Raw genomic sequence first — 13,652 nt, 5'->3', positions numbered from 1 at the left:
CAACAAAAGGATATTATTAAAAAAGGCATTTATAATCAACTTTATGTTGATTATCAATGCCTCATAAAAGAATGATGTAGTGAAAACTACTTATTTTTTTGTTTTAAAAACTTTATAGCATATAAATAGAATACCCAACCAAATCGGGATTAATTCTACAGATAATTTCATGTTAGTAATCCACATGATTGATAAAATTCCTAACAAGAATACGAAACAAATGTAATTGCTTATTGGATAAAATAATGAAGGAAATTTAGTTGTTGTATTTTCCTTGTTTTTTGCTTCTCTAAATTTTAAATGAGTGTAAGATATCATCACCCAGTTAATGATTAAAGAAGAAACAACCAAAGACATTAAAATGCTAAAAGCCTCTTCTGGAATTAATTTATTTATTATAATACAGATAGCTGCAAAGCATGAAGAAATTAAAATCGCATTAATAGGCACCGCTTGTTTGTTTAATTTCATTAAAAACTTAGGAGCATTTCCTTGATCTGCTAAACCATACAACATACGTGAGTTACTATATACGCTACTATTATACACTGATAAAGCTGCAGTTAATACAATTAAATTAAGTGCATTTGCAATAAGGCGCGTAAAATATATTTTGTTGCCAAACAACTCAAATTCCATTCCGTTTAAGTTTTGAAAAACCATTACAAATGGACTACTATCTGTTGTAATTTGCTGCCAAGGTGATAAAGCAAATAGGATAACCAATGCACCTACATAAAATATAAGTATTCTATAAATTACCTGATTTGTTGCTTTTGGAATATTTTTTTCTGGATTTTCAGCTTCTGCAGCGGTAATTCCGATTAGTTCTAAACCACCAAAAGAAAACATAATTAGCGCCATTGCCGATAATAAACCTTGAAAACTACCATCAGAAGATTTTTCAAAGAATCCTTTAGGAAAGAAGCCTCCGTCGTTATATAAGTTCTGAATTGTTGCTTGCTCTCCTCCTGTTCCACTCATTAACAAGTAAGTACCAAAGAGAATCATAGCGATAATAGCAACCACTTTTATGATTGAAAACCAAAATTCAGTTTCACCATAAACTTTTACAGAAGCAAAATTCAAAGCGTTAATAACCAGAAAGAAAAACAAACTGGATGCCCAAAGCGGAATTTCTGGCCACCAAAACTGTACATAAACTCCAATGGCTGTTAGTTCAGCCATACTAACTAAAATATATAAAATCCAATAATTCCAACCCGATGCAAAACCCGCAAAAGACCCGCAATATTTATAAGCAAAATGGCTAAAACTTCCTGAAACAGGCTCTTCAACAACCATTTCACCAAGCTGTCTCATTATAAAAAAAGCAATAATTCCTGCCACAGCATAACCCAAAATAACTGATGGACCTGCTAATACAGCAGCTGGACCAATACCTAGGAAAAGACCTGTTCCAATTGATCCCCCTAAGGCAATTAACTGAATGTGGCGATTCGTCAGCCCGCGTTTAAGCTGATTTTCTTCTACGTCTTCGTGGTTTTTCTTCACAAATTAGATTTTTTAATTAATTAAAAATGTACAAGCGACGAAGATAAGTTAAAAAAGGAATCGTACAAAGTATGCACAAGTGTAATTTTTTATAACACTCTTTTTTTGGCAATTTAATTGCTGGAGGTTTCATATTTTTGTTGAATTTTATTTTGTGGCTATGGGAAGAATTTCTGCGGAACAGCTAGCGGGTAGAATAATCAACCACCAACACATTAATACATTATCCCATTTATATAGTGTCTTGATCTTTAGCCCAAGATGGTAATCTTTTACTTTCAATTATAGGGTCCTCATTTTCTGAACCATATTTAATTGTAAAATATTTTCTTTTATGAAATCCATTGCTTTTAGCAAAATAAAAATTTGGAAAAATGGAAATATATTTGTTATAATCCAAGGCTGAATCATTATATTTATCTATTAAAACATTAGATTTTGAATCAGCTTCTTCTAATTTAGTTAAAACTTTATCGCTTTGATTTTGTTTCAAGATACTATCATTTGAATATTCTTTTAAAACATTTATGTATATTTTATTTAAGTCATATTGTTTTTTCACAAACTCTATTGAAGATTCTTTTTTATATAAATTTTCTATTTGTTTAATATCTTTCAACGCAATTTTTAAGCTGTCTAAAACCTTACTCTTAATTTTATTATCTCTTATCAATGTATCAATTAATTTTAAACGAATATTACTATTCATATATAATTCAGACCACATTGATGTTACTGTTTTATTCTTATCTATCAAATTATTAACAACTGTATTTCTGTGTAAATTGATTATAAAATAAATTACTATTGCTGTACCTATAACTACAATTAGCGAATACTTATAAGTTTTTTTCATATTTTTTATGTTGTTAAATATATATTAGGATTACCATCCCCCTTGATCCAGAGTAGCTAAAGCTTCCTCCTTGATGAGTTTGTGTTTTATCTATATTTCCGCGCTACCGTTGTCTACAGATCTGAGTTTAATTTCTGCGCTACTGTTACGTTTGTCTTTGCCATCGAGTTAAATATTTTTTGTAAATGATATTTTACTTTTTAATAAGGCCAGATTACATGCAATGGTTTTTCCATCCAGGGGTATTTAATAATGGAGAAAGCAAAAGGTGATTTATTAATTAATATATCATAAGCTCTTTTTTCTACTGTAAGTTCCCACTTGTCAACAAATTCTACTAAGATTCCATCTCGAACAAGCCAGTTACCTCTAAATCCATCTATTGAGCAATTACCTATAGCGGTCCAGTGAGAAATAACAGCTGATATTAGACTATTGATCAATTCCTTATCATCTTCAGAAACATCAATTTCGTCGGGAACAGCTTCTGACAAAGCCAAGCCACAAAGGACCTTATTTAGTGGAAGATAAATTTCTTCGGTATTACTTAATCCTGTGATTACATATTGTAAATATTGTACTGCTTTTATTTGGTTCTCACGCGTTGTAAATTTATTTGCCCGAACCAAACCTAGTCGATCAAACAGCATTACGAAAAAAGGACTAATAATTACAATTCCAGCATTTCTTATCGCAATACCTTCTTTGATTGTCGTTTTAGGATTCTGACTAATTTTCATCTTTTCAATAGTTGGTATTTGTATCCATTTTTTAGGAGATTAGTTTTTACTTATTTCTTCAATAATTCTTTAAAATTATTATGTATATCAGATAACTTCCACATTTGTTATGATCTTGAGAGGTCACTCTTCCAAATGTATAAATTGAACTAGGTAAATATATAAATAGAATTAGACCTTTAGTGTTTAAAAATCAAAAAGATACAATATAAAAATATTAACCTAATGACATTGTATATGAGCGAGCATTTCTTTTGCGGCACGGAATTTCATTTTAAAATTAGGTAAACAAAAAAAGAGCCATCTTTCGAATGGCTCTTTGTCTATTAATAGTAATCTATGTTTTAGTTTGCTCGTTTTACAGAAAGTTTATCTAAGCAAAAGTAAGCTGCAGTATTCATTCCGTAGATTGGGTGTGAGTCTGAAGAATACATTTGGAAAATAAGGTATTTAACTTTTCCTAAATTTTGGAGGTTAGAGGTGTCAACATTTTTCCAACCTGTTGGCATCACTAAAGAAGATCCTGTATAATCTGCTAATGAATGTACAATAGGTGCTGAAATGATTCCGTTTTGGTTTACTCCATAAATCAATAATTCAAAACGATCTCCTTGATTAAATGGCTGTGCAAAACCATCACCGTATAAACAGCCATAATAAGGCCATGGATGCATATTTATTTTTAATCCTTTAACATCGTATAGTCCAGAATCTCCAATTTTTACCCAGTTTGAAAAACTAGACTCATTAAAAGTGGTACCAGCAGGATTTTTAGGATCTTGATAACTTGACCAGTATGCCACTATATAAGGATCGCCGGGTGTGCCTGGACTCCCGGCAGTAGTTGTAGTCGATGTTCCAAAACCACTTCCTGCCATAGTTCCCCATTGGTTAGGTACCCAACCATTAGATCCTCCAGATCCTTCTCCTGAGCCATAATTTGTAATATCGTTTACGTTTGACACTATAAATCCGTCCCAATAATTGTAACCTGAAGATACCGCTGTATGCGAAAAAGTAAAGATATCTACATCTAACTTTGTGTTCGATACATAGGTGTTTTCCCAGTACTTACCACCTGTTGTTGAGATTCCATTAGCTAAAAGTGCACTAGTAAGATTAAGAGTTGTAGTAGTTCCTATTGCAGGATCTGCAACAATTCTTTTGGTTGAGTTTGCGGAGTTTACAGTTGCATTTGAGGAGCCATTAACTAATTGGTCATCTTCATTACTACAAGAAGAAAGACCTAAAAGCAAGCCTACTGTCAAAAAATAAAATACTTTTTTCATTATATATAAAATTAGGGGGTTAATATACTTTTACTATAAAATGATTTTTAATTATTTAGTCTTAACAAAATTGATATCTTCTGCTTTTTCAAAATAATTGGTAAGTAGGTCTAAAGAACCTAATTCAACAAATGTGGATACATAAACTTTCACAAAATCAATTCCAGGCAAATGCACTTTTTTCCCGTTTGCATCTACAGCCCAGCTAATATCTATTGTAGGATCTTTTATTCCGCCATAGCCCCAATCATAGGTTCCCACGTTAAATTTTAAGCCTTCACCATCACTAACATCTTTTACAGGAATATTTAGTTTTGTTCCTTTTACTGTATAACTACCCCCCATCCATTGTGGGAAATAATCAGAATAAGTCCATCTTTCTGTTTTTGTAATGGTTCCTGACGCATTTTTGTTATCTGTCCATTTAAGGTATTCTTTATCATATTGCCAGTTTGCTTTACCTGCTACAGGAGCTTTATTCGGATCTGGTTTAAAATAAGTAACCTCATAATTTTTAATAGTAGTCGATTTATAGTGTTCGCTTCCTGCTATTTCATACCACTCATCTGCATCAGGAATACCATTTTTGTTTTTGTCATAAGCAACATAAATGCTAACTGGTGATAATTTTAAACTACTAGCAGTAGACATTTTAACTATAAAATCACGTTTACCGTAAGCGTTTATTACTGTGTGATCAAAACCAACTACAACATAACCTCCAAATGTGCCTAATGGTACTGGTGATTCGTCATCAAGGTTGAACTTCATTTGTTCTATAGCCTCTGCTTTGGTCGCAAACGGATAATCATCCATATTATAACAAGGAGATGGTAAATAATCTATAATCGATACTAAACTAGAAGTGTATTTTTTACCTGTTTCAGAAACCGATACCTTAGTTGTTGCTTGTTTCACTAGTTTACCCAATGTAACTGAAAAGTCTACCGAGTAATCGCCTGATTTTGGCATTATGAAGCTTAATTCTTTTGTGTCACCGATAATTGAGTCTTTGATAACACCACTTTTACCAGGCGTTTTAACTGTCCATTTATATTGTGCAACAGCATTGTTTGCGTTTTCTATACTAACTTCAGGGCTAAGGACTGCTACTTTGTATCTTTCTGTTGTAAAATTAGACTCTAATTTTATTGCTAAAGAAGCTTCTAAAACGGGTGGTGGCGCAACTGGATCTGGTTTTGAGTCATCGTTACTACAGCAATATAAAACGCTTACAACCAATGCACACAAACTATATTTGATATACTTATTCATGTTTTTATTCTTTTATTTTCTTAGATTATATTTTTTTAATATATGAAGATCTGCTGCTCCAGAGAATTTTGTTGCCATAGATGACTGCTGATGACAAAGTCCCATTGGCTCGCTAATACAGTTAACAATTTTTATAAAATTTATTCCAGGCAGGTTTGCCTTATTTCCGTTTTTGTCTACCGCCCAATCAATATCAATATCTGGGTTTACTGCATTTACATATCCCCATTCAGGAGCGTTATAATTCCATAATGTAGTTTGTCCAGCACGAGCAGGTTGAAAATTGACATTTAATTTAAGCCCTTCATAAGCAACTGTATTTTGAGAAGCCCATAATGGGTAATATTCTTTTTTTCCTTTAGACCTTGGTAAGTAATAGGTTTCTCCTGCACTATTTTCACAGAATAAATGTTCACGGTCTAAGAAAGGGTCATTAGGGCCACCTACAACTACAGGCTTTCCATTTGCGGGTTTATGATAAGTAACTTTAAAATTCTTAACCGTATTCTCTTTAGTATGTTGGCTACCAATTATTTCATACCACTCATCATCATCAGGCTTTCCATTACCATTTTTATCGTAGGCAACATATATTAATCCTGGTGCTGGTGGGTCGGCTTTATCAGTTAAAGTACCTCCATAAATTCTTAAGTCTTTTTCTCCAGAGACATTCACAATTGTATGATCAAATCCTATAACAATTGATCCTCCAAATCCTCCTAAGTCTATCGGGTAACCTACACTAGTTTCATTAATTCTACCTAATGCAATTCGCATTACATCTTCTTTTGTAAAACCAACTTTATAAAAATCATTGGCAAACGTACCTGGTGCAGGACTAAAATCAAAAATACTTGTTACATACGGACTGTAATTTTTTACCTCGTTAGTAACATTTATGACTGTTTTTTTGCTTCCTTTTTTTCCATCTGCGGCAACATTCAATGTTAGTTCGTAGGTACCTGCGTATAATGCAATAAACCTTAAGTCTTTAGAATTTCCAACAATAGAATCCGTTTTTGTGTTAATTGGATTTTTTGTAATCACCCATTCAAAAGTTGGGTTGTTTTTAGTAGTTGAACCAGTAATATTTAATACAGTAAGAGTATTTATATCATGTTTTTCTTTAAGAGTAATTTCAGTAGCTTTTATGCCCTCTTCTCCTGTTTTTGCATCATCATCATTGCTGCTACATCCTATAACTAAGAAGGCAATGAATAACAAATGGGTAAAGTTTTTCTTCATGGTTTTGGTATAATAATTTAAAATTTAACGTACTATTTAATTTATGGTCTGGTAGGAATATTTTCTCCCAAAAGATGCAAGTCGGTTGCTCCCATTATTTCGGTAGAAGTTTCTCCTAGCCATCCAGCTTGCTGATTAAGACCATTATAAACTTTTACAAAATCAATTCCTGGAAGGTGAATTTTATTTCCGTTTTTGTCTATTGCCCAATCAATATCTATTGCTGAATCATTGTCGTTATTAGGTGCATTATCAGCATATCCGTATAAAAAAGCATATTGAACATAATAGCTTCCAGTACCACTTTCATCAACCGCATTATCGGGTAATCTTGTGCCTTTAAAAGTGATTTTGTCTTGGTCTTTTAGCCATTTTGGCCAATAATCTAAAGAGTGATTGTAAGCGTTATTTTGTGCTAAATATCCAGTTTTACCTTGATTGTCTTTCCATAATATGTATTCTATATCCGTAAAAAGAACTGTACCTGTACCACCTCCAGGAACGGGAGTTTTATTTGGGTCAGGTCTGTAATAAGTAATTTCATAATTTTGGATGGTTTTTTCCATTTTGTGCCCTGCTCCTTCTATCTCGTACCATTCATCATCAGGTAATCCATTTTTGTTTTTATCATACGACACCATTATAACTCCTGCTTCGCTGCTGCCACCACGCATATTTGAATCTGGATTAGGATTAGCCTCTGCCCAAAACGCATTACCCAAAACTCTAAAATCACGTTTTCCTTTTACATTTGCAATCGTGTGATCAAATCCAAAAACAATATAACCTCCAAATGCGCCAAGCGAAATTAAGTCTCCATTTTTCTTAGTTAAGAAAGAATTCGCTCGGCTTAAAATTTTATCATAAGTCTCTCCGTCATTAGCCGAAGGCAAATCGTTTATAAATTGACCTGGTGCTGGCTTAAAGTCAAATACTTTGGCGATATAGGTTTTATACTCTTTAGTTTCTTTGCTAACAGTTACTTTAACCTTTTGGGTTTGTGTGGTACCTTTATCATTTATAACAACTTCCAATTCATAAACTCCAATGTCTGTTGCTACAAATAAGGCTTCTTTTGTTTCGGTATTAGCCAAAGAGTAATTATCAGAAGGAGCAGTTGTTACACTCCATTTATAGGTAGCATCTGCACTGACACTATTATTGATAGTAATGGGAGTTATTGTAGCTCTTTGTGTGCTAAATTCATTGTTTGCGAGTGGCGGCTTTTTATCATCTGAGTTTTCATCACTACTCGAGCAATTAGTAACTGCAATCGCTAGAAATAAAAATAATAGCGTTTTCAAATATTCTAAAATTTTATAATTCATGTTTTATTATTTATTTTTGGTTATAAATGCGATATGAGCTGGAATGTTTCCTGCTGTAGTTTTCCATTTTAATTTTCCATCTGGAGTAAAACAGTAGATATAACCTGTAACAACATAATTCTGTGCATCGGTTATGTATATTTCTTTTGTTTCGGGATTTACTTGTAAACCGTAAGGAATCATAATCTGTTTGTCAGTGCCATCTGTAATTATCTGATTACTAATTACCTTTTTTGTCTTTGTGTCTAATATTCCATAGCTTACTTTGTTGCTATTGGTAAGGTAGCTCCACGAAACACTATAATGATATAGCAAATCATCTACGAGACACATACCCATAACCGGTATATCCAGTTGCTGTTTTTTCTCATCTGTTTTTGTGTCAATTACAAAAAGATTCGATGGTGTGTTGTAATAATCACCTCTTGAACTAACATAAATATCACCACGAGAATCTATTTGCATGCTATTGAGATTGATACCTACATCTATTTTTTTTATTTCAGTAAATGTAGCAAGGTCAATTACAGATACTGTTCTGTCATAATTAGGGACTCTATAGCCACCAGAATTAGCAACATATAATTTTCCGTTATGTACTACCATTTGCTCAGGCTGATAGCCAACGTTTACTTTACGTTTTATTTCTAATGATGTAGTATCAATTTCTGCAATAAAGCCTATTTCTGCATTTGGGTTTATGGCCACAGGACCAGAATAAGAACTTACATACGCTTTGTCTTTATAAAAAGCAACATAACGACAATTTGGAATATCTATTTTTTTTATGCGTTTTGAAGTCCATTTATCAATTACTTCTACCTTATTGGAGCAATTGATTACTGCATAAACTTTATTACCATATATTTTTATATCGTTTCCTACATCACCTAACTCTTTAACAACAGTTGGATTGCGTTCAGAATAAACATCGGTTGTATAGTTACCTGTTCGGTAATTAAATACATCTATGCTTGCTCTGTTCATTCCCATATTGCCCTCGTTAAGAAGATAAAAACCTTCTATATTTCCATCGCTTCTTGGTGCAGCAACGCTCTTATCCGAAGAAAGAAAAATAACTTCATCTTCTCTACAAGAAATAAAGGCAAGAGCTACAAATATGCCTAATAGTAATTTTGTGATTGTCTTTCTCATAGCTCAATACTGATTATAAATTTTAGTGTACGACCCGGCATAGGATAATTGTATATAACCTCGTAATGCTGGTTAAGAAGATTATTAACTTCTACAGTTCCTTTTATTAGATAATGGCTAAGTGCAAAAGATTTTTGTAGCGACAAGTCATGAGTATACCAAGGTTGAACTTCATTCACCTTTATATTATTTACATTTCCATTGTATCGTTTTCCAACGTAAATAAAGCTGTAGTTAAAATTCCAAGATCCATAGTTAGCATTTAGGATTCCAGATCCACTATGCCATGGTGTGTAAGGAATTTGATCTCCATATGACGAAGTTTCTAAGCCTAAAAATTTTGTATAATCCCTGCTTTCTGAATAAGTATATGTTAGATTGGCGGTTAGATTTAATTTATTAATCTGTTTTCCCATATTGATAACCGTTTCAATACCATGTCCTTTTACTTGTCCCATGTTTGTCATCATCCAACGAAATAAATTTCCTGTAGGAGCTGCTACTATTTTGTCTTTAGTATCAGTATAATAGGCATCTGCTTGAATAGAAAATTTATCAAAGAAACTTTTTCCTGCGGGCAAATTATAAGTAAAACCAATATCGTATTGATTCATATATTCAGGTCGTAGTGTACTAGAACCAACCATAGTATAATATAAATCATTAAAAGTTGGCATTCTAAATATGCGCTTTGCAAATGCTCTAATATTAAAGTCATAATCTTTAAAAGGGGTATAACTAATAAACAAAGCAGGAGTCAACTCTTTTTTATCTGGCGCTTTGGCGTTATAACGTACTTCTTCCTGCACATAAGTCCCAACAAGACTACCTAAAGCCTTAAATTGTCCAACTCTAAGAGAACTTGCTAATGAAAATAATGCCGTATAGCGTTGCGGAAACGAAAACTGCGTTTGTATTCCTTTTCTTGTTGCGTCTAATTTATTGTATTGAAAATCGGTTGATAGCGAAACGTCCCACGTATGTAATATGCTGTACATATTTACTGCAGAGAAATATATTTCTTTTTGATAATAACTATCATCGGACTGTGCTCCTTCTGTTACTATTTCGCCTAATATGCTTGTGGTATCTCGTGCAACATAATGTGTGTAATCATCTGCATATTTAAGCTTTGCCTGAAATTTATATTTTTTTGTAAAATCCTTTATTATAGATGCTTGTGCGAAGAAATTCTTATCAGTTTGTCTGAATCCATCTGAAAACTTGTTTTCAACAATAGCTCCTGGTGCTCCCCTATCAGAATCATAGTAATACACCTTTGCATCCCACGTACCGTTATTGATTTTACCATAAATACCTGATTCAAATCGTAATGCTTCTATATCACTATTATGCCTTGTTGCTGTAGTATCATATGCCACGGTACCATCTTGATTGTCTCTTTTATATCTAAATTTGTACTGACCGTTTGATTTGATGTATTCTGAGCTTACACTCATGCTTACTTTATCACTTAATTTTTGTTCCCATCTAAAAGAAGGATTGTTGTAATTTATAGACATCGTTTTATAGCGTACTAACAAATGTGTCTTTTTATTATCATCAAAAACAGGGCGTTTTGTTTTTAGATAAATTGCTGAAGCTGCCGCAAAGTCCTTTGCCGACTGAAAAATTTCACTTTTCTGTCCATTATACATCGTAAGCGACTCCATATCGTCTAAGGAATATTTACCTAAATCAGTAACTCCATTCTGGGCATTACCCAATTGAATTCCATCATAAAAAACACCCACATGATGGGTACCCATATTACGTACATCGACTGTTTTAAGTCCTCCAAGTCCTCCGTAATCTTTAATTTGAGTTCCAGCAAAGTAGCGAAGGGCATCGGCAACATTATGGCTGGCTAAATTTTCTAGTAATTTCCCTGAAAGACTTTGTACTGGAATTACTTCTTGAAAAGGTTTTCCTTTTAGAATTACTTCTTTTAAAGGTCGAATACTATCATTTGATGCTTGAGAATAAAGCACGAATGGGGCACACAACGTAAAAATAAATAAGAATCTTTTTTTTCTATTATACATCACTTAATAAATTATAAAAACTTAGCGAGGTATAATAAAACAGAATCATAAGAAAAAAAGCCCATTATAAAATAATAGGGTGTTTTCTTGTTCTTCAACTTTGTTCCTCGAAAGTTTTAAACTATGTGATTTTGGCAGGTCTCCTGACTTATTCTATCTTTAAAACTGCCTTCCCATTTGCTGGAGCAAACAGTGACATAAGTAACGTTTAAAGACTTATATAGAACTTACAGTAGCGGGCCTGTTCAGGATTTACACCTGATTCCCTTTTAACTATTTTTGCTTAAATTATTAAGAAAAAATAGACCAAAATTTTAGGTAAAGATATAACTATACTTCATAAAAAATAATTGTTATCTAATAAAATTACAATTTTCACATTAAAATCATCAATAATAATAGGAAATCTATAAATGGTTAAAGTAAGATATTTGTAGTGTTCATGAACTTAAAAATAAAGTGAACATAGTAAGAATACAAGGGAGTTTCAATTGGTGTTATGAAGTCACAATTAGAGTAATTTTACTATTGAATTACAACTAAGAATTGAAGTTATTTTATACAACAATTAAAGTAAGATATTACACTACTTCATCATAAAACACACACTACCTGCGTCTTTGATTTGGATTTACCTATATTTTTAAGTACTTTTGCACTCTTTTTTTACCCAACATGATATTATAATGCCAAACACAAACAAAGATTTAATCCGCTTTTTAGAAGCACAAAACCAGTTGTATCTTACTGCTCTTTCTGAAATAAAAAAGGGAAAAAAAGAAACCCACTGGATGTGGTTTATCTTCCCTCAAATTGTAGGATTAGGCACTAGCGATACTTCTAAATTTTATGCTATTACAGATTTAAATGAAGCTACAGATTTTGTTGCTCACCCGATTTTAGGTAAGCATCTTATTGAGATCTCAGAATTGATTTTGACTTTTAAAATGAAATCTATTGAATCTATCCTTGGAGAGTTAGAATCACGAAAGCTACGCTCTTCGATGACTCTTTTTACCATGGTAGAAAATAGCAACCCAATTTTTCAGCACGTACTGGACGCCTTCTTCTCTGGAGAAAAAGATCCTCTTACCTTGTCCATTATTAATTCAATTATAAAGGAATCTATTGAAACAACTACACTGTTATAAAGCAGTATTACAATAGATTATTTACTCAAAAAAAACACTACGTTGTATTTGCCATAGCAAATCTGTAGTGTTTTTTTATTTTAATTTTACTACCTACTACTTCGTAGATTCAAAAACAAGAATAAATTTTCAATTTTTAATTTATTGGATATTAAATTGATTTTCAAATAAAGCTAATTGATTAGACAGTGCTTTACTCCAATAATTAGTGTCATGTCCTCCACGAGATTCAATGTAAAAATGCTCAATTTTTTGATTGGTTAAAAGTTGATGAAAATCCCTATTCATATCAATCATTTGACCATCTTCTGTGCCGCAATCAAAGTAATAAAATTGATTTGATTCTTTCATTTTATCAGCTTTATTAAAAGTTAAATATTCCTGAGGTAAATTTTTATACTCTCCCAGAAACTTGTCTACTTGATAATTGTGAAAGTTTTCTCCAAAACGATTAAAATCAATTGCTCCACAAGTACTTCCGACAATTGAAAAAGTATTTTTATAAGTTATTCCAATATTTGTTGCCCCATAACCGCCCATGCTCCAACCTAAAATTCCTCTAAATTTTCTATTTTTAATTGATGGATAATTAGAATCTATATATTCCACCAATTCTTTTCCGATAAAAGTTTGATATTGTGAAGTTTTATCAACAGGACTATCTACATACCAACTATTAAAATTTCCATTGGGTAAAACATAGATGGTTTGGTACATTTCAGATTTACTAACAAGATCTGGAATATCTTTTGTGTAAGTTCTATCGGGATTTCCGCTATAACCGTGGAGTATATAAACAGTTTTATAGGTTGCTCCTTTTTTAAGTTTAGGTGTGATTATTACAGTTTCAATATCCTTATTCATTTTTGCACTGAATATTTTTTTATGAATAATATCTTGAGCAGAAATTGCTAATGACGAAGCAAGTAATAGTGTTGTAAAAAATAGTGTTTTCATTTTTTTTATTTATAATTGAAATGCAAATTTCAGAAGTAAAAAAAACAAATGCATTTACATATGTTGATACGTAAAAAATATTTTATCGTTTTCGAC

11 protein-coding genes and 1 riboswitch are annotated in these 13,652 nt (G+C 32.2%); of the genes, 1 reads left to right on the top strand and 10 read right to left on the bottom strand.

All coding sequences use genetic code 11. From position 1 onward, the window contains the following. Window positions 1-90: 90 nt before the first annotated feature. The 9 genes from QWY99_RS09650 to QWY99_RS09610 form a co-directional block, all read right to left on the bottom strand. Complete coding sequence (locus QWY99_RS09650; RefSeq protein WP_290264228.1) at window positions 91-1,515, bottom strand: amino acid permease; 1,425 nt, start codon at window positions 1,513-1,515, stop codon at window positions 91-93. Between the two features lie 232 nt (window positions 1,516-1,747). Then, window positions 1,748-2,371: a LemA family protein gene (locus tag QWY99_RS09645; RefSeq protein ID WP_290264226.1), complete on the bottom strand. Its 624-nt coding sequence runs from the start codon at window positions 2,369-2,371 to the stop codon at window positions 1,748-1,750. A 200-nt stretch (window positions 2,372-2,571) separates the two neighbouring features. After that, complete coding sequence (locus QWY99_RS09640; RefSeq protein ID WP_290264224.1) at window positions 2,572-3,111, bottom strand: contractile injection system tape measure protein; 540 nt, start codon at window positions 3,109-3,111, stop codon at window positions 2,572-2,574. 344 nt (window positions 3,112-3,455) lie between these two features. Further along, window positions 3,456-4,400: a DUF4465 domain-containing protein gene (locus QWY99_RS09635; protein ID WP_290264222.1), complete on the bottom strand. Its 945-nt coding sequence runs from the start codon at window positions 4,398-4,400 to the stop codon at window positions 3,456-3,458. Between the two features lie 51 nt (window positions 4,401-4,451). Continuing rightward, window positions 4,452-5,675: a hypothetical protein gene (locus QWY99_RS09630; RefSeq protein WP_290264219.1), complete on the bottom strand. Its 1,224-nt coding sequence runs from the start codon at window positions 5,673-5,675 to the stop codon at window positions 4,452-4,454. A 12-nt stretch (window positions 5,676-5,687) separates the two neighbouring features. Next, entirely contained in the window at window positions 5,688-6,920 is a 1,233-nt protein-coding gene (locus QWY99_RS09625; protein WP_290264217.1) for a hypothetical protein, read from the bottom strand. Window positions 6,921-6,961: 41 nt separating this feature from the next. Then, the gene (locus QWY99_RS09620) at window positions 6,962-8,248 is read right to left on the bottom strand and encodes a cell surface protein (protein ID WP_290264216.1); all 1,287 of its coding nucleotides are present in this window, start codon (window positions 8,246-8,248) and stop codon (window positions 6,962-6,964) included. Window positions 8,249-8,254: 6 nt separating this feature from the next. Beyond that, window positions 8,255-9,403, bottom strand: a complete 1,149-nt coding sequence (locus tag QWY99_RS09615) for a YncE family protein (RefSeq protein WP_290264213.1) — start codon at window positions 9,401-9,403, stop codon at window positions 8,255-8,257. After that, entirely contained in the window at window positions 9,400-11,448 is a 2,049-nt protein-coding gene (locus QWY99_RS09610; RefSeq protein ID WP_290264211.1) for a TonB-dependent receptor, read from the bottom strand. The genes QWY99_RS09615 and QWY99_RS09610 overlap by 4 nt, the downstream gene beginning before the upstream one ends. 116 nt (window positions 11,449-11,564) lie before the next feature. Beyond that, window positions 11,565-11,774, bottom strand: a riboswitch (cobalamin riboswitch). Between the two features lie 360 nt (window positions 11,775-12,134). Here QWY99_RS09610 and QWY99_RS09605 point away from each other — a divergent pair. Beyond that, entirely contained in the window at window positions 12,135-12,599 is a 465-nt protein-coding gene (locus tag QWY99_RS09605; protein ID WP_290264208.1) for a DUF1810 domain-containing protein, read from the top strand. Window positions 12,600-12,740: 141 nt separating this feature from the next. Here QWY99_RS09605 and QWY99_RS09600 read toward each other — a convergent pair whose 3' ends face one another. After that, entirely contained in the window at window positions 12,741-13,556 is an 816-nt protein-coding gene (locus QWY99_RS09600) for an alpha/beta hydrolase (RefSeq protein WP_290264206.1), read from the bottom strand. Window positions 13,557-13,652 lie beyond the last annotated feature (96 nt).

This window comes from Flavobacterium branchiarum, from assembly GCF_030409845.1.
Classification (GTDB): domain Bacteria; phylum Bacteroidota; class Bacteroidia; order Flavobacteriales; family Flavobacteriaceae; genus Flavobacterium; species Flavobacterium branchiarum.
The sequence above is the reverse complement of the archived record's forward strand: the minus strand, read 5'-3'. Positions and strand labels throughout refer to the sequence as shown.

Bases quoted from the DNA above. Each gene is read 5' to 3' on its own strand.
- QWY99_RS09630 (WP_290264219.1), bottom strand. From the start codon at position 5,675: ATGAATAAGTATATCAAATATAGTTTGTGTGCATTGGTTGTAAGCGTT.
- QWY99_RS09645 (WP_290264226.1), bottom strand. From the start codon at position 2,371: ATGAAAAAAACTTATAAGTATTCGCTAATTGTAGTTATAGGTACAGCA.
- QWY99_RS09625 (WP_290264217.1), bottom strand. From the start codon at position 6,920: ATGAAGAAAAACTTTACCCATTTGTTATTCATTGCCTTCTTAGTTATA.
- QWY99_RS09640 (WP_290264224.1), bottom strand. From the start codon at position 3,111: ATGAAAATTAGTCAGAATCCTAAAACGACAATCAAAGAAGGTATTGCG.
- QWY99_RS09620 (WP_290264216.1), bottom strand. From the start codon at position 8,248: ATGAATTATAAAATTTTAGAATATTTGAAAACGCTATTATTTTTATTT.
- QWY99_RS09605 (WP_290264208.1), top strand. From the start codon at position 12,135: ATGCCAAACACAAACAAAGATTTAATCCGCTTTTTAGAAGCACAAAAC.
- QWY99_RS09600 (WP_290264206.1), bottom strand. From the start codon at position 13,556: ATGAAAACACTATTTTTTACAACACTATTACTTGCTTCGTCATTAGCA.
- QWY99_RS09615 (WP_290264213.1), bottom strand. From the start codon at position 9,403: ATGAGAAAGACAATCACAAAATTACTATTAGGCATATTTGTAGCTCTT.
- QWY99_RS09635 (WP_290264222.1), bottom strand. From the start codon at position 4,400: ATGAAAAAAGTATTTTATTTTTTGACAGTAGGCTTGCTTTTAGGTCTT.
- QWY99_RS09610 (WP_290264211.1), bottom strand. From the start codon at position 11,448: ATGTATAATAGAAAAAAAAGATTCTTATTTATTTTTACGTTGTGTGCC.